Origin of the sequence: Streptomyces sp. NPDC047028 (assembly GCF_040644095.1) — a bacterium.
Lineage (GTDB): Bacteria > Actinomycetota > Actinomycetes > Streptomycetales > Streptomycetaceae > Streptomyces.
In genome coordinates, this window is record NZ_JBEYVS010000001.1 from 39495 (window position 1) to 59930 (window position 20436).

Below are 20436 nucleotides of genomic sequence, written 5' to 3' on the forward strand. Positions count from 1 at the left end.
CCGCTTCCCGCTTTGCAACGGGAGCCGCCCGGATTCACCAACCCCACGCACGGGGCCCCTGTGGTCCCAAAGGCCACACCCGTAGGATCTTTGCGCATGCGGACGGCCGGGCGGCTCGCCCCCGGCCGACGCAGGAGCAGCCACGGGGGCGGTCCCTGCGGCACTGCGTACGGGAGGGAGATCCGTCATGGGCAAGTCCGGCAAGGACGCGGACCTTACATATGCCGAGATGGAGAAGGTCGCGGGTGACCTGATCAAGGACATGCACGACCTCGAAGACAAGATCAAGAACATCGAGAAGCGCGTCGGCAACCTGGTCGAGCAGGGCTTCACCACCCAGAAGGCCTCGGGTGCCTACGACGACTCCGTCAAGGAGTTCACCAAGGGCGCCGCCAAGACCATCCACGGCCTCCACGGCCTGTCCTCCTTCCTGAAGAAGGCGAAGGACGCGTACGAGCAGCTGGACGAGCAGCTCGCTCAGCAGGCCAAGCACTGATCGCTGACGCGAGCCCGACGAGCTCGACGGGCCTGACCCGGGCCGGCCGATGAAGGCCGGTCCGGGTCAGGCCCGGTGGGTCGCCGTCGAAAGACGGACGTCCGGTTCGCGACGCACACCGAACCCTTGGGGGAAAACCGAACCAATGGGGGAACGCATACATGTCCAAGGCTGACCTCGTCGTGAGTCTGGCCGGGCTCGACACCCTGGCGGGCGATCTCCGGTCGATCAAGAAACGTATGGACGACACGGGTCAGGTCGACCGCAAGCTGGGCCACTGTGAACTGGGCTCCAGTTCGGCGTACGACGCGATGGAAGACTTCATGCACGGCTGGAAGGACGGCCGCAAGGAGATCGACGGAGGCCTCGACGGCGTGGCGGAAATGGCCCAGGCGATCGTCGACAAGATGACGAAACTCGACGTCGACCTCAGGAACGCCCTTCGCGAGCACGAGAAGGAGGGCAAGGGTGGCCACTGAGATTCCCGTGACGGCCGTCACGGAGGAGGACCCCTTCGCCGGCGCGGCTCCCGGGGACGTCATCGGCATCAACATCCAGGTGCCGAGCGCCTGGTACGAGTTCGACGTCCACCCGGCCACGGTGAACCGCTCGATCCGCGAGGCGGTGGCGGCGCGCGTCAAGCAGCGGCCGGAACTCGCCTCGTGTCAGGCCGATCTGGTCAGAACGCTGAAGAAGGTCGCCCGGGAGGCCAGGCGGGACCACGTGGTGTACTCCGGTTCCATGTGCGAGATCGTCGACGGCGAACCGATGGTCGCCAGCCTGACGGTCAGCGTGAACCAGGCCGTGAACGAGGCCACGGGCGAGACCGCTCCGACCGGCCTCGACACCCTCCTCGGAGTACTGACGCCGATCGAGCCAGGCCGCCGGCCCACGGACCCCTGGCGCCGGGTGCACCTGGTGGACCTGCCCGACGCGGGCCGTGCGGTGCGCGCCGAAGGCATCGAGGACATCGAGATCCCCGACGACAACCGCAGCTACCGGGCCGTGATGATGCAGACCTTCGTGCCCTTCCCCGGCGACGATCCCAAGGTCGCCGTGATCAGCGCCAGCACCCCCCAGTTGGCCCTGGTCGAGCCGATGCTGGAGCTCTTCGACCTGGTCACCGGCACCTTCCGCTTCGTCCACCGCGCCGACCTCGACCCGGAGAGCTGAGTTCGATGGCCCGCCCCACCGACTGGCACAACCTCGACCTGAGCGAGGACCCGACCCCCGGAGACCCGCACGAGGTCAAGCTCCAGGGCCGGCGCTACAAGACCTTCGCCTCCGACGTGTCCACCGCCCTCACGGGCATGCGCTCCGCCTCCAAGGACTCCACCCTGGAGCACGCGGAGGGCAAGGCCATGAAGGAGTTCAAGGAGCGGATCGGCAAGCTGCCGGGACAGCTGAAGAAGCTGCACGACTCCTACGACCTGGTCGCGGACGCCCTGCTCAGCTATGCCGGGACCTTGGAGCACGCCCAGTCGACGGCGGACGGCGCGCTCGCCAAGGCCCGGATCCTGCGTGGTGACCTCTCCAAGGCCAAGACGCGCCTGGCCACCGCCACCACCGCGGCGAACAAGGCCAACTCGGCCCAGGACAAGCTGAACAACCCCACCGGCGACACCCCCCAGCCCGACCCGGACAAGGTCCGCAAGGCCACGCGCGACGCCCAGCACGCGAACAGTCACCAAAAGACCGTCCAGGGCCAGGTCGACCACCTGAACGCCCAACTCGCCGAGCTGAAGTCCAAGGCGCAGAAGGCGGGCACGGACCAGGACAAGGCCGTCGTGAAGCTCGTGAGCGACATTCACGACGCATCCGACGCGGGGATCCACAACAAGAAGTGGTACCAGAAGGTGGGGGACTGGCTGGGGGATCACTGGGACAGCTTCGTCACCCTCTGCAAGTTTGTCGTCGCGGTCGCAGGAATCATCGCGCTTTTCGTGGCTGCCCCGTGGCTTGTGGTCCTCATCGTGGCCGCTTCACTGGTCGTCCTGGCCGATACCATCGTCAAATTTACCCAAGGGAAAGCGGGTTGGGGAGACCTCATCTTCGCGGTGCTCGACTGCATCCCCCTGGTCGGCAAGGTGGCCATGCTGGCCAAGGCCGGCAAGTTGGTCGGTGGCTTCAGGATGGCGCTGAGGGTCAGGAAGGCGGAGATCGCGTGCAGCCGCCTCATCAAGGCGTGGCGCATGGGCGAAGACCTCAAGGGATTCCGGAAGGTTGCCTACGGGCTGGCCTCTGGTGAACTCAAGACCACACTCAAGGATGCCTTCAACGGTGGTTGGAGCGAGGTCAAGAAGAACGCTCTCTCGAACTTCGTCGGAAACACCATCGGTGCGGGAATGACCCCCTTGGTCAGCAAGGGGCTGGACAAGTTGCCCAAAATCATCAATGACAGCCGATTCACGAACCTGAGCCGAAAGGAATACGCACACCTGGCCACGACCCTCAAGGGTAAGAACCCTGTCGGCAAGAGCCTGGTCGGGGGTGCCGAGGGCTTCGTGAAGAGCGTGACGCGAGCTACCGTGGGTTCGGTATTCTTCGGCGCGGACTTCGACACGAATGGCGTCATCCTGGACGGATTGAGTGGCGCCGGCGGCGGTGGTGTGAGCTACAAGCCCGGGCTCCTGCCCGCCAAGACGGCCTTCAGCCAGTGAGTGACCGGCGTACGTCCTGGAATGCGGCGATGGCTTCCGGCAGCCGATAACGGTAGTCGACGTACTCGATGGTGCCGTCTTCTGTGACCGTGGTGTCCTCAGTCGGTGCCTTGATTCCTGACAGGTGACTGTCCGAGAGTCGCTGTGCCGCTGTCCCCAGGGATTCGGCGACTGCCTGGGGAGACGAATCGTCGAGCACCGTGAACATGCGTCTGATCATCAGGACCCGCTCCTTCTGCCTGAACGTCACACCGGCGTCGGAGCAGGTGAATCTGCCGCGGCCCCGTCGCAGCAGACCTGCTACGCCGTCGAGCAGATCCACCACGGCCGGCAGGAGGAGGATCCCCATACCGCCGTCAGGGTCACGGGGGCTGCGAGTCGTGGCGGACCCGGATTTCCCCGTGATGTCGATGTGCCCCAGGAACATGCCGTCGAGGACGTCCTCTTGACCGGCGAGTGGGGTGAAAGCGAATTCAGGCACGGGAATCTCGCTTCTCGACAGCTCGCAGCTCCTGCTGCTGTTCTTCGGTGAACGGCGATCCCCCGGAGATGCCGGCTGCCCGGGCATGCCGCCAGGCCGACTCGCTGACCTGGTCCGGCCGGGCTCCCCTGCTCGGGGCGAGAGCGTGCGTGGGCCGTGCCGCACCCAGCTCTTCGACTCCCCGCAGGGCAATAACCGCCGCGAACCGCGGATCACCGGCATATCTGAAGCCCTGGGCTCTGGCATGGGCCACCGCGCTCCGCCAGCGCCGCCCTGAGAGCCCGCAACGCCGAACCGCGACACTGACACCCTTGTCACGGTCGTCGGGGCTGGGAAGCTTGAGATAGGTGACGTCCGGGGCGCCGCTGCCGTTGAGCGCGGGATGGTCCTGCCAGGGGTAGGTGGCCAGGATCCCGCGCATGGTCTTGAGCTGCACCCGACGGGAATCGGACACGGCGATCCCGATGACCGCGACCAGCACCCATGCGCCGATGACGTAGACAGGCAGTGACCCACCCACTTGTGATTCCCAGAAGAGTGTCGCCGCCACGAAGAAGGCGGGCAGCGACAGCACCCAGAAGGTCGTGGTCGCGATGGCGTGACGCCGCGCACGCCGCCACGCGCGCAAGGTGCCCGGATCGTCGAATGCACTGCGGGGCGTTTCGTCCCCCATGCGGTGAGCCTCCCCACGGCTGGGCTGTCTGATCCGACCGTCGCGGGCATGGCGGGGGACCGCCAGGTTCCGCCGCGCGACAGGCCGACGGTACCAGCAGGCACGTTTGCAGCCCAGATGGGGCGAAGAGGCGCGCACGACCGCACCCGGCCCTACCCGGAACCCCAGAACCGCTGGGCTGACCTGCGCCCGGCGTGCTGCCCGCTGAACGTTCCCTTTGCAGTTCGATCGTGGCGAGGGGGGAGTCTCAGCGGTTGACCGCCTGCACCTCCCGGACCTTGACCGCCTGATTCCTGCCGTACTGGCCGTCGGGCAAGTCGCCGCCGGTGCCGTCGGAGCCCTTCCAGGAGATCTTCCAGGTGGCGGTGGCGCGCAGGTCGAAGGTGCCGTCGCCGGACGAGCGCAGGTACGTCACCCCGCACGGGGGCGTCTCGTCGGCGCTGCCCGCGGTGTACTCCCGGCCGATGGACCCGTCGCTGTTCGCCGGGCATGTGCCGGAGGACGGCAGCAGGTCGGCGTCGTCGGTGCCCGCCTCTATCGTCAGACCGCTCGGTGTGGCCGTCGTCGTCGCCGAGATGCTGAACCCGGGGACGCTGAGTGACGCCGTGACGGAGACCGGCTTGAACCTGCCCTTGTCCAGCCAGACCCACGTCGGCAGGTTCACCTTGCTGGCCTTGGCGGGCGCCAGGCTCACCCTGGTGCCGGGCACCTGGATCTGCTGGTAGGCGAGCCCCGCGAGGATCTCCGGGCTGACCGCCTCCTTCACCGGCGGCTTCTTGCCCTGCGGAACCCAGAACGGCGGCTTGTCGCAGGCCCACTGCTCCTCGTACGGGGCGTCCGGGTTCTGGACGGCGGCCCAGTACCTCCCCTTGTCCCCGTCGTGGTACTCGTCCTTGGCGTACTTCTGGTTCTCGTCGGAGATCTCGCCGCGGAAGTCGTCCCCGTCGGGGTCGTGCACGACGGCGAAGTAGATGCTCTGCCGGACCTTCCGGAACTCGGCGGATGTGTAGGTCGGCGCGTACCAGCAGCCGGGCGGGGTCCAGTTGCTGTCGGCGGACGTCAGCGCACCGGAGCCGTGTCCCGAGTGGGTGGACCCGGAGTACCGCACTTTGACTTGGGCGCCGATGGTGCCGGTGGCGTTGTCGTTGTGCTTCGCGGTGCCCGTTGCTCTTCCGTAGTCATCTTCGGCAGCCGCCGGCACGATGGTGGCCAAGGCGACCATCGCTCCTGCCACGGCAACAGCCGATACACGGCGCCGGTTTATCGCACGCACTGCTTTGCCTCCCCCGTGACCTGGACCTCCTTGGCCCGCCACAGCCCCTTCGTCTTCTCGGACGGCGCCATCTGGATCTGCCAGAGATAGAAGTCCTTGACGCTCTTCTGGGTGCGGTGGACCTTCCCGCTCTTCACCTCCTTGCTGAAGTACTTGGAGCCATCGCTGCACATGCTCACGAACGCTGTGCTCTTGCTGTCCGACAGTTTGACCGCGGCGTTGTAGTAATCGCGCTCGCCGGTGACCGTGACGCCGGCGTCGACGTGGCCCTGGATCTGATCTCGCGCATACTTCAGGGCCGTGCCCTCGAACTCGCTGTAGAACGTGTGCGCCGGATCTTTGGGATCCTGCTTGACGATGCCGTATTCGATGGACCTCAGATAGTTCTCCGCGTCGTTGAGCGGAGCTTCCTGCCCGGGGCCCACCTGAGCCGGGGCGAAGACAAGTTTCACGTCGGCCGGGAAGGCCATCCGCGGCCGGTCGATCTTCGGCCCCTTGCTCGCCGACGCCGACGGCGCCGCAGTGGACGGCTTCTCCGACGCCCCCTTGATCTTGCCGTTGCCCGAGTCGTGGTCACCACCCCCGCACCCGCTGAGCAGCAATGCGGCCGCGGCCGTCAGCGAAGCGGCGAGTGAGAGGGAACGGAGGGGCTTCACGAATGACTCCTGGTGGGGCTGAGACTTCGGGCTGGCAAAGAGACGTTATCGAGGCGGGAGTTGGTTCCGTGAGGGCAGGGGAGCGAAGTGCGCCGGATCTCCCCATCCGGCTCGTGCCTGATTCACCGTAATTACCGAAATCTCCGTCCCGACGACGTGGACCCGTGTCCATCTTGAGTCCGACCCTTTGCGGTTTGTTGGTTGCAGCAGCGAAAACATCGAAGGATGGTAACTTCGGCCACCCCCTGCCCGAGGTGGCCGAAAGCTGTCTGTGCACGGGGGTCGAAGTGGCGGAGCACGTCAGGGTGTCCACGTCGGAGCTGAAGGAGATCAGCCGGTCCGTGGCGAAGCTGAAGTCGAACTTCGAGCATGCCAAGGACATCGTGGACTCGTACGACACCGAGATGGGATCCGGTGACGTCGCCTCCGCGCTGGACGAGTTCGCGGACGACTGGAAGAAGAAGCGCAAGCAGCTCTGCGACGGGCTGGAGTTCCTGGGCAAGACGGCCGGCACCGCGGCCAAGGCCTACGACGGGCTCGACCAGCACCTCGCCGACGCGCTGCTCAAGGCCCAGCCGAAGGACGGGGGCAAGGGCAAGTGAGCAACCGTGACTTCTCCGGTGTCGACTGGCAGACGGCCCGCTACGACGACAAGGACTTCGCGCCGGGCGACCCCTACGAGGTGGCCCGGCTCGGCAAGCGCATCTCCGACACGGCCAAGCTGATCCAGGACCAGGCCACCAAGCTGGACAACCTCGTCGACGGCAAGGGCTGGGACTCCGACGCCGGCAGGGAGTTCAGGAAGAAGACCGAGGACACGGTCGGCCTGCTCGGCAAGACGCACAAGCGGTACGCCGCCGCCGGCGGTGCCCTCGGCGCGAAGGTGGGCGGCGCCCCCGCCGACGACCAGATCCACGTGGACTGGGCCACCGCCCTCGAACACGCCCAGAGCCTCGTCCGCACCGCGTTGAAGAAGGCGAAGACCGCGGACGCGGACAGCAGCCACTACCAGGGGCAGCTCGACAAGCACCCGGCACCGGATGACCACCCCGACAAGCAGAAACTGAAACGGCAGAAGGAGGCCGCGGACAGCGCGCTGGACGCCGCCAAGAAGGACCTCGATCACGCCCTGGACTACCGCGACACCCAGGCCGGCTACGCGGCCTCGGCCATCCGCGACGCCGCCGACCACGACGGCCTGAAGGATCCCAAGCACCACTGGTGGGACAACTGGAAGGACTGGGTCGCCGAGGTCGGGCACTGGGCCGGAGTCGCCGCCGCGGCGCTCGGTGTGCTGGCGCTCGTGCTGAGCTGGGTCCCCGTACTCGGAGAGGTGCTGGGGGCGCTGGCGCTGATCGCCTCGGTCGTCGCCCTCGTCTGCGACACGGTCTCCGCCCTGGACGGCAAGGGCACCTGGCTGGACGTCGCCATCGACGCCGTCGGCGTGCTGTCGTTCGGCGCGGGCCGGGTGCTGGGCACGGCGGCCAAGGAAGCCTCGGTCGCCGCGCGCGGAGCGTCTGCCGTCAAGGACGTGCAGCTGGCACGGGAGGTGGGGCTCAACCCGGAGGCGGCTCGGGGCCTGGCCGAGTCCCTCAACGGGATCAAGCCCGGACAGATCGGGAAGGCGCTCGCCGAGGGCCCCTCCACGCTGTTGCCGCGGATGCGTTCGGTGGTCAAGGAATCGCTGAACGCCAAGGCGTATCTGGACGACATTCGGGTCGCCGCGGGCAAACTCCCCGGTGAGGAAAGCCTTCTCACCGAGAGTGCCCCGAAGCTGTCGCAGATCGCGGACTCCTCGTTCAAGAGCATGGCCCGCACCGGCCAGGCCCTGTATTACGGCAGCCAGACCCTGCCACTCGCGGCCGGCTGGCTGAACCTGGCGCACGTCCATTCCGGGGAGCCGTGGGTGACCGGGCCCGACATGTTCAGCGGGGTCAAGGAGATCCCGGGACTGGGAGCGAACGGCATTCCGTTCTACAACGGCAAGTGGAACGTCAGTTCCGATGGATGAACCCGACCGGCCGCGGCCGCCAGGACGGCAGGGCGCAACCCACAGAACCTTTCGAGCAGGAAAAGCACTTCGGCGAGGAAAGCCAGGACGACGTGGCGAGTGAGGACGAGCGGAGCGTCGACGACCTCTTCGCGGAATTGCCCGAGGACGGGCGGCGCACGCTGGAGCAGGTCGGCATGGGGCTGCCCGAACTGCGCCGCATCGCCGCCGGCGAGGGCGGCATGCGACAGGTGCGCGGCATCCTGTCCGAGTTCACCGCGACGGCGGACCGACGACGGCGCGGCGACGACGAGGGGCCCGTCCAACGGGCCGCGGTGTGGCCCTGGCTGAGGCTGTTCCTCGTCGCCGTCGCCGGAGCCGTCGTATGCGGGGTCTTCCACCTCGTGCTCGGCGGGCTCGCCCTGCTCGTGGGGGTGGCCTGCGGGGTCGGCGTCATCATGGCGGCGCTCAGGACCCGGGAGTCGGGGGGCGGCCTGGTCCTGCGCTGGGCGACGGTCGCCGCCTACTTCGTGCTGATCGTCGTGGCGTCGTACGCCGCACAGGAGTGGTACCTGCAACTGCGCGGCACGGAACAGACGGTCACCGTCGCCGAGCCGAGCCACGAGTGGTCCCACGGGGCCCGGCAGACCTACTGCAGGGTGCGGCTGCCGGACGGCTCGGTGCACCGGGTGTTCAGCAACAGGGAGAACTGCGCCGACCGCGTCGGTGAGCGGACGACGGCTGTCGTCGACCCGTCCGGCCGTTACGGCCCCTTCCTGGGGACCAAGTCCGAGATCGACGACACCGTGGAGACCGTCGTGGCGCTGGGCGCGCTCGGCGTCCTCGTCCTCGCTCCGGCGTGCGCCGTCGCGCTGGGCCGGAGTCGGACCCGACGGAACGGAGCGAGCGGAGCCACCGTATGAGTGAGAACACGACCGCCGCGGAATCGCCCGAGGAACGAATACCGGCCGATCCGCCCCCGCCGCCTTCTGATTACCGCCTCGCCGTCCCCGAGGGCTGGGAACGCATCGTTCTCGATCCCGACCGCTGGACGCACCGCATCGACAAGGTGGTCAACCGCGGTCTGCGCCGTACGAAGGCCACCCCGCAGCTGAAGGCCGCGGTCGCGGAGCGGATGCGGGAGCAGGCGGAGGCCGCGCACGCGAACGGCGGCGTCGAGCTGTACGTGATGAACCAGGTGCTCGGCCAGGTGCCGGTCTCCGCCGGTCTCGTCGTCAGCGTGCTACGGCCGTCACCGGGCACAAAGCCGGGAGACCTGTCGGACATCGCGCTGTCCCTCGGGATGAAGGGCGAGGAGGACGTCACCCTGGCCGACCTCCCCGCGGGGCCCGCCGTACGCCACCGGTACCTGCGGCGACCCGCCCCCGACGACCCCGACGGCAACAAGCTGGCCGTCACCCACCTCGACGTCTACCTCGCCGTACCGCACAGCGACCTGCGCCTGCTGCTCTCCTTCTCCACGCCCATGGAGCCGCTGGCGGACGCCCTGGTCACCCTCTTCGACTCCGTCGCCCGCACCCTGCAATGGATGGCCTGATGCCCGCGCTCTCCGCCGCCACCGTCCGCATGAGCGCGCCGCAGGAGGCGGTCTCCCTGCCGGTACGCGAGCTGGTGGACCTCGGCGCGTGGGCCACGGGCGAGGCGCGCCGGCTGCTGAGCGGCGACGACCCGGAAGTGCGTGCGGCTCTCGCCGAGGAACTCCGGGAGGCCGCCGCCGACTCCCGCACCCGGGCTCCGATCACGGCACTGTCGTACGTCCCCGAGCCACGGCTCGGCGAGCAGGCCCGGATCGAACTCTCCGCGCTCGTCGCCGACGACACCCACCCGACGCTCACCGTCGACCTGCTCCACCGCTACCTGGCCGCCCCTACCCCCGTCTCCTACCGCCCGCCCGAGGCGGAGCACCGCACCCTGCCCGCCGGCCCCGCGGTACGCGTGCGGCACGCCTACGTCCAGGACGTCGGCCGCGACGGCACCGGGACCATCCTGGAGACGTGTGCGTACGGCATCCGCGCCGACGAGACCTGGGCGCTGGTCCTCCTCGCCTCCTGGCGGGCGCTGGCCCACACGGACGCACTGTGCGCCCTGACGGACGAGCTCGCGGCGACCGTCACAGCCGGGATCTGAGAGGCTCTCCTCACCGAGGAGGAGGTCCGCTGATGCGCAGGGTGACCTATTCGATGAACGTCTCGCTCGACGGCTACATCGTCGGGCCGGACGGCGGCATCGACTGGACGGCGCCCGACGAGGAGCTGTTCCGGTTCGCCACCGACGAGATCCGGGAGGTCGGCGTCCACCTGCTGGGGCGGCGGCTGTACGAGACGATGCTGTACTGGGAGACCGCCGGCCAGGATCCCGCGCTCGGCTTCTCGACGCTGGAGTGGGCCGACCTCTGGACGTCGCTCCCGAAGGTGGTGTTCTCCCGCACCCTGACCGCGGTCCAGGGCAACGCCCGCCTGGCGTCCGGCGGCCTGGCGGAGGAGATCGGGCGGTTGCGGGCCGAGCCGGGGGAGGGCGACATCGCGATCGGCGGCGCCATGCTCGCCGCCGGGGCGGCCGAGCTGGGTCTGATCGACGAGTACCGGGCCCGGGTCCACCCGGTGCTGCTCGGCGGCGGCATCCCGTTCTTCCCCCGGAACGAGCGCCGGGTCGATCTCGAACTCGTGGAGACCCGCACCTTCGCCTCGGGAGTCGTGTACCTCCGGCACCGCGTCGTGCACGGGCCCATGCCGTGAGAACGCTGCCTCCGCGCCGCGCAGGGGGGCGGCTCCCCGGCCCCGTAGTCGGCGCGGTGGGACGTCGGGCGGCCGCCGGCTGAACCGGCGCGGGCGGGAGCGCCGCGGGCGGGAGCGCCGCGGGTCAGGCCGGGCGGACCAGGCCGGCCCGGCGTCGGACGGCCCAGGCGACCGCTGCGAGGGCGAACCCGTAGACCGACACCAGTCCGTGGCCGTTGTCCTGGGCGATCCACATCGCGAGGCCGAGTGCCGGGACGCCGGCTGCCAGGGCGATTTCCTTGGGGATGCGGGTACGGGTGAGGAACGCCAGGGCGAGGGTGGCGCCGAGGAAGTAGGTGGCCCCGGAACTGCCGGCGAAGTTGCGGGGGTCCGTGCTGGGACCGTCACCGAGGCCGAGCAGGGTGTCGATGCGGCCGGGCAGCAGGATCCCGGCGAGGAAGAAGGTGAGGGTGAGCGGGCCGCCCCAGTACCACTGGGCGAGTGCGGCGACGGCGGCGAGGGTGACGAGGTTCCACAGGCCGCCGAAGAAGCCGCCGTTCTGCATGAACACCGAGGTGAGCTCGCGCCACCAGCCGGACTTGGAGGGGTCCGCGTCGAGCGCGTCCATGGCGCCGGGCCAAGCCAGTTGGAGCAGCACACCGCTCACGGCGAGCGTGGTCAGGGCGATTGCCGCCCAGGGTAGCGGCCGTTCGCGCAGGGTGTCGCGGCCGACGACGCCCATCCCGCAGTTGAACATCATGACCATCAGCGCGGCCGTGGTCACGTTGAAGACGATCGCCTCCATGTCGGCCCCTCCCCCTGTCACGGTGATTCCAACACCGTTCGAAAATCTGTCGACGTCAAGGTAGCACGATTTTCGAACAGTGTTTGAAAGAGGCGTACGGTGGTATGCATGAAGCTCACCAAGGAGCGCATCGTCGATGCGGGGATGGCCGTTTTCGCCGAGGTCGGCTATCAGAACCTTTCCATGCGCCAGGTCGCCGAGCGCCTGGACGCCCACGCGGGCAGTCTCTACTACCACGTTCGCGACAAGGACGAGTTGCTCGCCCTGATGGCCGACCGGGTCTGCCGTCAGGCCTACGACGCCGGAACCGCCGCCCTTGCCGCCCTCGCGCCCACCGTCGGCTGGCAGGACCGGGTCGAGGCCCAGACCGCTGCCCTGCGCCTGAGCATCAAGCAGCACCCCGGAGGCGCCCAACTCCTCGCCGAGAGCCCAGGGATGCTCAGCCCCGGCGCCCTCTCGCTGATGGAACGCCTGCTGCGCACCCTCGTCGACGCGGGCCTGCCGGCCGACCACTGCGGCATCGCCGCCGACACGCTGCTCAGCCACGTCACCGGCTTCGTGCTCCAGGAGCAGAACCAGCCGGTGACGCCACCGGCCGTCACCGCCGAACTCCACGCCGACCTGCGCGCGCGGTTCCCGCTCGTGATGGGCCCGCTGATCCCCCGCCTGAGCCCCGACGAGAAGTTCACGCTGAGCGTTCGTCTGCTCTGCACCGGCTTCACCGCCCTCGCGTAGTCGGCCGAAGGGAGAAGAGGGGCAGGAGGAACAAAGAGCGGGGAAGAAGGTGTGGTCGTCGGCCCGTTCAGGCGGCCGCCGTAGCCCGGAAGACGTGGGCGTTACGGGTGCACCATTCGGCGAACGTCCGTGGCCGGCGACCGAGCAGCCGCTCCACGGTGTCCGTCCGGAAGCCGACGGTGTCCGCGCGCATGAGGGTCAGCCCCTCGGTGAGGGCTGCGGCGAGGGCCGGCGGAGCCCCGTCGGGGAAGCGGAACCGTACGGCCTCGGCCGGGGTCGCCGCCTTCCGGACCTCGATGTCGCGGCCGATCGTCTCGGAGATGATCCGGACCTGCTCGGCGATGGTGAACGTCTCGTCGCCGGTGATGACGTACTCCTGGCCCTCGTGCCCGGCCTCGGTGAGGGCGAGGGTGGCGACCGCCGCGATGTCCGCCGCGTCGATCGGGGCGTAGCGGCCTGGCCCCACCGGGTCGAGGACGTAGTTGTCCGCGCGGATGGTGGGCAGCCAGTCGAGGGCGTTGGTCATGAAGCCGCCCGGTCGCACGAACGTGGCGGGGATGCCCGAGGCGCGGACCAGCTTCTCGCGTTCGTGGTGCCAGCGGCCCATGGCGGGGATCGGATCGAACGTGACGTGCGCGGAGGACAGGTGCACGATGTGCCGTACCCCGGCGGCCTGAGCGGCGGCGAGGGCGGCCTCGGCGTGGGCGGTGCCCATGCCCTGGGTGAGCAGGAAGAGCTTGTCCACGCCGGCGAACGCGGGAGTCAGTGTCGCGGGGTCCCCGAGATCGCCGACGGCACGCTCGGCGCGCTCGGGCAGTCCGACGGTGCGGGCGGGGTCGCGGACGAGGAGCCGCAACGGCGCGCCGGTCGCGTCGAGTTCGCGGGTGAGTTCCCGGCCGATGTGTCCGGTTGCTCCGGTGACCAGTATCATCGTGGCTCCCAAAGTCGTTTGCCGTCTAGCGAGCTGCCGCTGCGAAAGTTAGCCGGTGAATGATTAGCCGTCAATCGAAATGCTGGGTCGTCACCGAAGGGCCGCGATGTCAGAGTTCCTGGACCTGCACGGCCGAACGTCGAAGGTGCTCCGAGCGCTGGCCGACGCGGCCATGCGACGCCACGGCCTGCACGTCGGCCAGAACCACCTGCTCGCCGCGCTGTGGGACCGGGACGGCAGCACCCCTGGCGAGATCGCCGCCGCGCTGAACGTCACGACGCCCACGGTCGTCAAGATGGCCGACCGGATGACGGCGGCCGGCCTCCTCACCCGTCGCCGAGACGACCGGGACAACCGCCTCGTCCGCCTCTGGCTCACCGACGCGGGGCGCGCGCTGCGGACGCCGGTGGAGACGGAACGGCGCCTGATCGAGGAGAAGGTCACCGCGGACCTCACCGCGGCCGAACGCGAAGCCCTCATGACCGCCCTGGCCAAGGTCCACCGCGCGGCGAGCGACCTGCTGAAAGAGCCGATCGACTACGGCGACTCGGCCGGCGGCTGAGCTTTCCCGGGCAATTCACGGGCTCATGGTGCGGCCCGGCTCTTGAGGGAACCTGGAGCCGACTGCCGCCCGGGGACTACCTGTTGACGGCCTGAATCTCCCGCACGGTCACGTCCTGCGCGTGCCCGAAGGCCCCGTCGGGAAGCTTCCCGCCGGCGCCACCGGTGCCGGTCCAGCTGATCCGCCAGGTGACGGTGGCCTTCAGCTTGAAGGTTCCGTCGCCGGAGGAGCGCAGGTACTTGATCCCGCAGGGCGGCGTCCGGTCGGCATCCCCTCTGGCGTACGCGGCACCGATGCTCCCGTCGGAGTTGACCTGACACACCCCGTCGGCCGGATACGTCTCGGCGTCACCGGTCCCCGGCTCCAGCTTCAGGGCCACGGGCTCCGCGGTCGTCGTCGCCCGAATGTCGAGCCCGGCGACCTTCAGTGACGCGGTCACGGACACCTTCTTGAAGGTGGCATCGTCCAGCCAGGCCCAGGTGGGGAGGTTGACCTTGGTGGTGTCCTTGGGGGCGAGGGTCACGTCTTCGGTGGGCAGTTGGATGCGGTTGTACGCGAGCTCGGCAAGGACCTTCGGGGTGGCGGCGTTCTTCACGTCGGGCGTGTCATTGTTCTTGACCCAGAAGGGGAGTTCGTCGCAGTTCCACGCGTCGAGGTCGTCGAGGCGGCTCGGGTCCTGGACCGCGACCCACCAATTCCCCTCGTCCTTCTCCTTGAGGTTGTAGTTCTTGTACTTGCCGTCCTTGTAGATGTCCCGGTACTGGGCCGTCGCCACCTTCGCGTAGTTCGGCTGCGCGGAATCGTTCACGACCTGGTCGTACCCGGCCTCGGTCCGCTTGGCGAACTCCTCGGCCGAGATGGGCTCGTACCAGCAGGCGGGCGGGGTCCAGTCGCCGACGGGGATGACGGGGTCGGAGGCGGCGGCACCGCTGCCGCGGGTGGAACCGGAGAAGGTGATGCGGGAGGTGAGGGTGGTGCCGGATGCCTCGCCTGTGGTCTTCGCACCGCCATCCGACCCGCCTGGGCCGCGTTGTGCCATTGCCGCGCTGGGGAGGAGAGCGCATGCGACGGCCAGCGAGAGTACGGCCAACCACTTATGGCGACCCCTCACGGCGTGCACGTCTTGTCCCCCCTCTTGGACACGAGATTCGTGGTCTGCCAGACGCCCTGCTTGTTCTTCTTCAGACGCGTGCTGTAGAGCAGATACGAATCATCCGTCGTCGGAGTCTTGTCGACTTTGCCAGTTTTCCGGTTCTTGTTGTACGCCTTGCTCTCGTCTGAGCAGAAGATGACGGCGGCAGAGCTCCTTGAGAAGACGGAGACCTTGGGGTCGTAGTACCGGACTGTTCCCGTGTAGGTGATGCCGGCATCCACGAAGGACTTGACCCACTGGGCGCCACTGACCAGGGCGGCGCCCTGACGGTAGAAGGCAAGGGCCGGCTCATCCGGGTTTCCCTTGATGATGGCGTAGTTGGTGGCCGTCTGAGCTCGAGCGGCATCAGCGAGTACCACGTCCTTGGTCGAATCGCCGGTCTTCCACCCCTCGAAGTCGTCCTTCACATCGCTGGGCAGCGTGATGTCAGGACGTTTGATTTGGTCAGCGGGGCTTGCACTCGGCGAAGTCGGCATTTTAGGGGTGCCGGTCTCCGCACCCGCGATCTTGTCGTTCCCCTTGGACTGCTCACCCCCACCACCACAGGCCGTCAGGAGCAGGCTCGCCGACGCGACGAGCGCGGCAGCAACGGGCAAAGAGCGGCGCTTCACAGTGGACTCCCCGTGAGATTCGAGTTCAGCCGAGGACACCGACGGTATCGGTGGGGCTCGCGGCGCCGCCAGGACGGGTCGGGTCCCGGAACCGCTCCAAACCCGGGCTTTACCGGTCTCATGGGGCGCTGCCCCGCATGTGAACTTGCCCAAATGGGGGATGGCCCGCCCGCGTCGACGTGACGCGGACGAGCCGATGCCCTTCCCAGCCCTCCTTTGCTAACGCGCCGCTCCACACCGCGCGCAGCCGCACGGTGGGTACGCGGTCGTACGCGGCACCGGAGTGCTACGGCCGTCGGCGAGGATCTCGACCGTGCCACGGTCCTCGGTCACGGCCCCCTCGGCGTCGGTCCTGTAAACGCGGAGCCTCATACGGGAGCCGGCACCGGCCGGCTCCAGGAGTTCGAACGGGTCCGCCTGAGGCGGATAGTGCCCGGCACAGTCGCGGCAGGCGTACACGTTGAAGCCGGGTCCGGTCGCCGCGTGAACCTCGTGCACGAGGACCGGCTCGCCGGTCGTGCGCTCGCAGCGGGCGCACATCCGCACGGTTGGCCGGGTCACCGGGCGCCCGCCGGTACCCGGACGCCGTGAATGCGCCGCGGCCCGACGTCGATGCCGAGGGTCGCCAGACCGGCGGCCCGGCGGCGTTCGCGCTGCCGACGCCGCTCGTCCGGCGTCAGCACGTAGGGCCGTACAACGGCGGACGCGCTGCCGTCGAGCAGCTCGGTGAACCGTGGCGGGGGCGGCGGGACGGGGATGAAGCGGAGGGGCGGAGGCGCGCCCAGCCGATGACGCCCCTGAGGCCGTGGAGTGAGCGGGCTCAGCACCCAGGCGAGGGCACGAACGATAAGGTCCAGCATGTCGACGCTCCTTGTGCAGCGTTGGCCGTGCCCCGGGGCGGCTCACATCCGTCGCCGGGGTCTCTTGCAGGAGAGTACTGGGTGCTTGTGGGTGGTGTATAGCGGTTAACCGTGCTCCATAGATCTATGCAGGTCAGTGGTGTCGTACGGTGTTCGAATGGCAGCCGAGTCGAGCGGGTCACCGATTGACCCCAACCAGATCGCCTACGTCTATATGCAGGTCGCCGATCACATTGCCGCGCGCATCAACTCGGGAGAACTGCGGCCCGGTGCCAGGTTGCCGGGGGAGCGGGATCTCGCCGAGGAGTACGGGGTTGCTCACCTCACCGCTCGACGGGCGACGCGGGAGTTGAGGGAGCGTGGGCTGGTGATCACACTGCCGTCGAAGGGGTCGTTCGTGGCCTATCCCGAAACCGAGGTCGACGAGTCCACGGACGCCGGCGATCAGAGGTAGCTCGGAGACCCTCGGCGAAGGGAAGGGCCGTGGAGGTCACGGTTCAGCGGGTCAGGACATCCTGGACGAAGAGGTCTCGAGGCGGGGAGGCGGCTGCCCGGAGGAACGCGGCACCGGTCAGCTTTGTTCTGCCTCACATGCCCCCAGGATTCGCTCACTCCATCCAGATTTCGGAGCGCGAGGGGTTCGTACCGCGCGCGAGGCAGACGGATCTCCGCTGGATCGATGTCAGCCTGCGGGACGAAGGTGACCGGCTGCGGGTGCTCGCTCGTGTGGGGCCGCTGTTCGGGTTGCCGCCTCGCAGGCGTAGGCCGCCGGCGGTCCGACTGCTTCCCGGGCAGTGGGTTCGCTGGCAGTTGAACTACCGGTTCAGCAGCGCCTCGGGTACGCGCGACTGGTCGTACTGGGTCGACACATTCAACATCGCCTATGGCCTCGTTGGCCGGGATGTCTTCATGTCGGAGCCCGACGTGGTCGTTGATGAGTGTGGCCCGGTTCGGTAGACCGGGGATGGCGATCAGTCGCGAGGGCTGGGCCGAGAGAGGGTTCAGGTCCCGGCCGAGCCGCGATCGATGCCGGCCCGGATGGCCGCCACCCAGTCGGCAGATCTCACGAGGATGGGTCCCCGTACCTCTTCGGCTCCGCAGACATAGGCAGCCCAGCGGAGTTCGTTGCAGGCGAAGAAGGACTCCCCCCAGGTGTTCACCCAGATGCGCGCAGTGGTGTCGGCGGTCTGCGTGAGATCCCACCAGGCGTGTCGGCGTGGTCGCACCGTCGCACGCCGTCATGGCGCGCCGCCTCGCCGGCTGGGCCCTGCGCACTTGTCCTGGTTCCCGCTACCCGAGAATCGCGTCGTTGGAATCGAAGCGGTGGCTGCCCAGGGGCAGGTCGCAAAAGTACTCGCTGTCAGTCTCTCCGGTCAGGACGGACAGCAGCCAGGTGGCGCACTGGGCGGCATGGTGTTCCCATTCCGGGCCTCGACCCTCGTTGAGGATGACCGTCCACTCGTTCGGCGTTTGTCCCGGCTGCCGCAGCCAATAGAGGTGCATGCAACTGTCCTCGACATAGGCCCAGGGCAGGATTTGTGCTTCGGGTTCCTGAAGTGCCGCTGGTTTGGGCTCGGTCTGCCACAGGTCGGCGAGGGCTGTTGCACGTTCCGTGGCCTGGCCGAGGAGGTTGTAGTCCTCGTCAGGGCATTCCGGATCCAGGAGCCAGATCGTCTCGTCGAAGACGCCGCCTCCGTAGGTCTCGACGAGATCCTTGTAGTCGTCCGGCAGGGAGGTACCGAGTTGCCGCTCGGTGGTCACCCAGTCGCGCGAGCGGCGTGGAGTGAACGGGGGGATGAGCTCGGCGAGGCGGTCCACGGCGGGGTGCATAGCAGCCGGATTCCTTCTCTCAGTTGACGTCCTCGGGCTGTCAGCCCCTCATGCCCGAAGAGACCAGATTCGGGGCGCACTACTTGCTGATCGCGGCGGTCGCACCCTCCTGAGAAGTCTCCAACAAGGCTGCATACGAATGTGCTCCCGACCGAGCGTGGACCGGTCACGTCATGATGGTTTGCACCTCTCACTGGAGGCTGATCTGTGGGGGATGGGCGGGATCGGCTGCGCACACGAAGATGTCCAGGTGGCCCCCTCCGCCCACTACGACCTGGGTCGGAGCGTTCAGATCAGGCGTGCCGATCATCGCGAGGTCTTCGAGCGGGGTCCAACTGCTCCGGAGGCCTTCCCATTCCGCGGAGGCCACGGTCAGCAAAAGCTGCATGTCAGCACCGCATGCGCAGACGGGAACGGTCGGACCTGTCACGCCCCAAGCTGCGAAGCCGCCAACCTTCCAACCGGGGGCGATGGAGAAGTCCGCATCGTAGGAAGGAACCTCGCCTTCGTCCCCCTCGTCGCCCCCCTCCCCAAGGCTCTCCTCCCATTCCTCGATACGTTGTCGAAGGGCCTCCGGAAGCAGTTCGGCCCACTGATGTTCAGTGACCTGTTCCGGAGCCAGGGTGCAAGGTTCCGGAAGGTAACCGTCGTTGCCTAGCAATCCGGGCAACGGAGGGTCGGGCAGGACGGTGCCGACCTCGTTCGCGGTGCGCCACACCAAGTGGACGCCTGGTCCGGCCGGTGATCCATGTGCGTCGAAGGGACACCACAGCACCTGCAGAAGATCACGGCCGCTGGGGGGCACCAGTCTTGGTACGTCACTCGCGAACAGTTGCGCCAGCGGGATAAGAGGAAGAGGTGTGCTGTCGTCTACGCCGGACGCCCGGTGTTCTTGCTGTAGCGCGATCAAGGCCTCCCTCTCTTCATCGGAGGGGCCGCCCCGACTCCAGGCTTGGGCGAGCAGGCGGCGCTGTTCGCGAATGTCCCGGGTCCTTCTGCCGATGTCGCGCCTGTGTGTCTCCCGGCAGACCGGCCAGGGCTCGTCGACTGGCCACAGAAGTGGTCCGCCAACGGAACTCTGGTTCGGCGTGGGGCTGCCGGGCCGGAGGTGCAACCGTGTGCAGGTACTCCGGAAGCCGGCGAGGTCGGGAAACAGAGCTTCGAGGTTCAATGGGCGTGGTGGGGTCGTCCGGGACATGTTGGTCCTTAGGTATTCAGCGACGCTTCATCTGGACCGGCCCTCGCCATCGAAGCAAACTGCCGGCTCCGCACAGCCGACCCACCAACATCGCCGCCGACTCCGTGCGACAGCCCTCCGCGGGAAACTCGGTGAGCGCCCGACTCAGTAGTGAAGGTTCAAGACTGGATGGCCTCCACCCAATCGGAAGATCTCACGAGGGCGGGCCCCCTTACCTCTTCGGCCCCGCAGACGTAAGCGGCCCAACGGAGTTCGTTGCAGGCAAAGAAGGACTCCCCCCACGTGTCCACCCAGACGCGCACACTGGTGTCACTGGTCTGCGTGAGATCCCACCATGCCCAGCCCCGGGATTCGGATTCGGGGTCGAACTGATACAGCCATTCCTGAAGGTCCCACGCCCATCGCTCGAGGGCAGCCACATAGCGTTCGGTCCCTCGTCTCACGAACTCAGGAGCCGACGCTGATCTTTCCCGGTCGGAGGCGACGAACCAGTCGGGAAGCGTGTCGACGGGAAGGTCCTCGCCGTTGAACGGATGGGAGACGGCAAGCTCCAGCGCCGGCGCCAGCACGGAGCGCAGCCTGGTGCCGAACTCCACGGTCGTCCCGGTGGTGCGTACGTCGAATGCGCAGAGGACGGGGGGTGCCTCTCCCGGCGCCCGCCGGCGCAACACCCGATCCTTCTCCTGCTCGATTTCCTCAATTTCATGGAACACGACGGCTCATCTCACGGCCTTCCAAGCTCGGGGTGCACTCCTGGTTCATCGCGGCGGCCGCGCCGTCCCGCGAA

General features: G+C 68.1%; 27 protein-coding genes. 14 read left to right on the forward strand and 13 right to left on the reverse strand.

Going from position 1 to position 20436, the window contains the following annotated elements; translation table 11 throughout:
- The first annotated feature begins 187 nt into the window (after positions 1-187).
- The 4 genes from ABZ854_RS00195 to ABZ854_RS00210 all read left to right on the forward strand — a co-directional run bounded on the left by ABZ854_RS00195 (position 188) and on the right by ABZ854_RS00210 (position 3156).
- Positions 188-496 (forward strand): WXG100 family type VII secretion target, encoded by a 309-nt coding sequence (locus ABZ854_RS00195; protein WP_361202087.1) that lies wholly within the window; start codon positions 188-190, stop codon positions 494-496.
- Between the two features lie 161 nt (positions 497-657).
- Entirely contained in the window at positions 658-975 is a 318-nt protein-coding gene (locus ABZ854_RS00200; RefSeq protein WP_361202089.1) for a hypothetical protein, read from the forward strand.
- Positions 965-1669, forward strand: coding sequence for a hypothetical protein (locus tag ABZ854_RS00205; protein ID WP_361202091.1), 705 nt, complete (start codon positions 965-967; stop codon positions 1667-1669). The genes ABZ854_RS00200 and ABZ854_RS00205 overlap by 11 nt, the downstream gene beginning before the upstream one ends.
- A 5-nt stretch (positions 1670-1674) precedes the next feature.
- Positions 1675-3156: a putative T7SS-secreted protein gene (locus ABZ854_RS00210; protein ID WP_361202093.1), complete on the forward strand. Its 1482-nt coding sequence runs from the start codon at positions 1675-1677 to the stop codon at positions 3154-3156.
- Here the strand turns inward: ABZ854_RS00210 and ABZ854_RS00215 are convergent.
- From ABZ854_RS00215 to ABZ854_RS00230, 4 genes are all read right to left on the reverse strand, one after another.
- On the reverse strand, positions 3146-3637 hold the full coding sequence (locus ABZ854_RS00215) for a hypothetical protein (protein WP_361202095.1): 492 nt from the start codon (positions 3635-3637) through the stop codon (positions 3146-3148). The two genes, ABZ854_RS00210 and ABZ854_RS00215, sit on opposite strands and share 11 nt — an antisense overlap.
- Positions 3630-4310, reverse strand: coding sequence for a hypothetical protein (locus tag ABZ854_RS00220; protein ID WP_361202097.1), 681 nt, complete (start codon positions 4308-4310; stop codon positions 3630-3632). Before ABZ854_RS00220 ends, ABZ854_RS00215 begins: the two co-directional genes overlap by 8 nt.
- 247 nt (positions 4311-4557) lie before the next feature.
- Entirely contained in the window at positions 4558-5544 is a 987-nt protein-coding gene (locus ABZ854_RS00225; RefSeq protein WP_361202098.1) for a hypothetical protein, read from the reverse strand.
- Positions 5545-5570: 26 nt separating this feature from the next.
- Positions 5571-6239 (reverse strand): hypothetical protein, encoded by a 669-nt coding sequence (locus ABZ854_RS00230; RefSeq protein WP_361202100.1) that lies wholly within the window; start codon positions 6237-6239, stop codon positions 5571-5573.
- 305 nt (positions 6240-6544) lie between these two features.
- On the opposite strand from ABZ854_RS00230, the gene ABZ854_RS00235 reads away from it, so the two are divergent.
- Genes ABZ854_RS00235 through ABZ854_RS00260 form a run of 6 tightly spaced genes read left to right on the forward strand, consistent with a single transcriptional unit; the run spans position 6545 to position 10985 of the window.
- Positions 6545-6841, forward strand: coding sequence for a hypothetical protein (locus tag ABZ854_RS00235; RefSeq protein WP_361202102.1), 297 nt, complete (start codon positions 6545-6547; stop codon positions 6839-6841).
- A complete protein-coding gene (locus ABZ854_RS00240; protein ID WP_361202104.1) occupies positions 6838-8250 on the forward strand; it encodes a hypothetical protein in 1413 nt (470 codons plus the stop codon). Before ABZ854_RS00235 ends, ABZ854_RS00240 begins: the two co-directional genes overlap by 4 nt.
- Complete coding sequence (locus ABZ854_RS00245) at positions 8247-9152, forward strand: hypothetical protein (protein ID WP_361202106.1); 906 nt, start codon at positions 8247-8249, stop codon at positions 9150-9152. The genes ABZ854_RS00240 and ABZ854_RS00245 overlap by 4 nt, the downstream gene beginning before the upstream one ends.
- Entirely contained in the window at positions 9149-9787 is a 639-nt protein-coding gene (locus ABZ854_RS00250; RefSeq protein ID WP_361202108.1) for a hypothetical protein, read from the forward strand. Before ABZ854_RS00245 ends, ABZ854_RS00250 begins: the two co-directional genes overlap by 4 nt.
- Positions 9787-10377 (forward strand): hypothetical protein, encoded by a 591-nt coding sequence (locus tag ABZ854_RS00255; RefSeq protein ID WP_361202110.1) that lies wholly within the window; start codon positions 9787-9789, stop codon positions 10375-10377. The genes ABZ854_RS00250 and ABZ854_RS00255 overlap by 1 nt, the downstream gene beginning before the upstream one ends.
- Before the next feature lie 32 nt (positions 10378-10409).
- Complete coding sequence (locus ABZ854_RS00260) at positions 10410-10985, forward strand: dihydrofolate reductase family protein (protein WP_361202112.1); 576 nt, start codon at positions 10410-10412, stop codon at positions 10983-10985.
- 124 nt (positions 10986-11109) lie between these two features.
- On the opposite strand, the gene ABZ854_RS00265 is transcribed toward ABZ854_RS00260, so the two are convergent.
- Positions 11110-11769, reverse strand: coding sequence for a hypothetical protein (locus ABZ854_RS00265; RefSeq protein WP_361202114.1), 660 nt, complete (start codon positions 11767-11769; stop codon positions 11110-11112).
- A gap of 108 nt (positions 11770-11877) precedes the next feature.
- Here ABZ854_RS00265 and ABZ854_RS00270 point away from each other — a divergent pair, with 108 nt between their 5' ends.
- Positions 11878-12504 carry a TetR/AcrR family transcriptional regulator gene (locus ABZ854_RS00270; RefSeq protein ID WP_361202116.1) on the forward strand — a complete coding sequence of 209 codons (627 nt, stop codon included), beginning with the start codon at positions 11878-11880 and terminating at the stop codon, positions 12502-12504.
- A gap of 67 nt (positions 12505-12571) precedes the next feature.
- Here ABZ854_RS00270 and ABZ854_RS00275 read toward each other — a convergent pair whose 3' ends face one another.
- On the reverse strand, positions 12572-13435 hold the full coding sequence (locus ABZ854_RS00275) for an NAD(P)H-binding protein (RefSeq protein WP_361202118.1): 864 nt from the start codon (positions 13433-13435) through the stop codon (positions 12572-12574).
- A 106-nt stretch (positions 13436-13541) separates the two neighbouring features.
- Here ABZ854_RS00275 and ABZ854_RS00280 point away from each other — a divergent pair, with 106 nt between their 5' ends.
- Positions 13542-13997, forward strand: coding sequence for a MarR family winged helix-turn-helix transcriptional regulator (locus ABZ854_RS00280; protein ID WP_361202120.1), 456 nt, complete (start codon positions 13542-13544; stop codon positions 13995-13997).
- A gap of 76 nt (positions 13998-14073) precedes the next feature.
- On the opposite strand, the gene ABZ854_RS00285 is transcribed toward ABZ854_RS00280, so the two are convergent.
- From ABZ854_RS00285 to ABZ854_RS00300, 4 genes are all read right to left on the reverse strand, one after another.
- A complete protein-coding gene (locus ABZ854_RS00285) occupies positions 14074-15036 on the reverse strand; it encodes a hypothetical protein (RefSeq protein ID WP_361202122.1) in 963 nt (320 codons plus the stop codon).
- Between the two features lie 68 nt (positions 15037-15104).
- Entirely contained in the window at positions 15105-15761 is a 657-nt protein-coding gene (locus tag ABZ854_RS00290; protein ID WP_361202124.1) for a hypothetical protein, read from the reverse strand.
- A gap of 219 nt (positions 15762-15980) precedes the next feature.
- Complete coding sequence (locus ABZ854_RS00295; RefSeq protein ID WP_361202126.1) at positions 15981-16322, reverse strand: hypothetical protein; 342 nt, start codon at positions 16320-16322, stop codon at positions 15981-15983.
- Positions 16319-16621, reverse strand: a complete 303-nt coding sequence (locus tag ABZ854_RS00300) for a hypothetical protein (RefSeq protein WP_361202128.1) — start codon at positions 16619-16621, stop codon at positions 16319-16321. The genes ABZ854_RS00295 and ABZ854_RS00300 overlap by 4 nt, the downstream gene beginning before the upstream one ends.
- Before the next feature lie 157 nt (positions 16622-16778).
- Here ABZ854_RS00300 and ABZ854_RS00305 point away from each other — a divergent pair, with 157 nt between their 5' ends.
- Positions 16779-17075, forward strand: coding sequence for a winged helix-turn-helix domain-containing protein (locus tag ABZ854_RS00305; protein WP_361202130.1), 297 nt, complete (start codon positions 16779-16781; stop codon positions 17073-17075).
- Between the two features lie 29 nt (positions 17076-17104).
- Complete coding sequence (locus tag ABZ854_RS00310) at positions 17105-17578, forward strand: hypothetical protein (RefSeq protein ID WP_361202132.1); 474 nt, start codon at positions 17105-17107, stop codon at positions 17576-17578.
- 333 nt (positions 17579-17911) lie between these two features.
- On the opposite strand, the gene ABZ854_RS00315 is transcribed toward ABZ854_RS00310, so the two are convergent.
- The 3 genes from ABZ854_RS00315 to ABZ854_RS00325 form a co-directional block, all read right to left on the reverse strand.
- A complete protein-coding gene (locus ABZ854_RS00315; RefSeq protein WP_361202134.1) occupies positions 17912-18439 on the reverse strand; it encodes an SMI1/KNR4 family protein in 528 nt (175 codons plus the stop codon).
- Positions 18440-18641: 202 nt separating this feature from the next.
- Positions 18642-19169: a hypothetical protein gene (locus tag ABZ854_RS00320; RefSeq protein ID WP_361202136.1), complete on the reverse strand. Its 528-nt coding sequence runs from the start codon at positions 19167-19169 to the stop codon at positions 18642-18644.
- A 638-nt stretch (positions 19170-19807) separates the two neighbouring features.
- Positions 19808-20362 carry a hypothetical protein gene (locus ABZ854_RS00325; RefSeq protein WP_361202138.1) on the reverse strand — a complete coding sequence of 185 codons (555 nt, stop codon included), beginning with the start codon at positions 20360-20362 and terminating at the stop codon, positions 19808-19810.
- Positions 20363-20436: the final 74 nt, after the last annotated feature.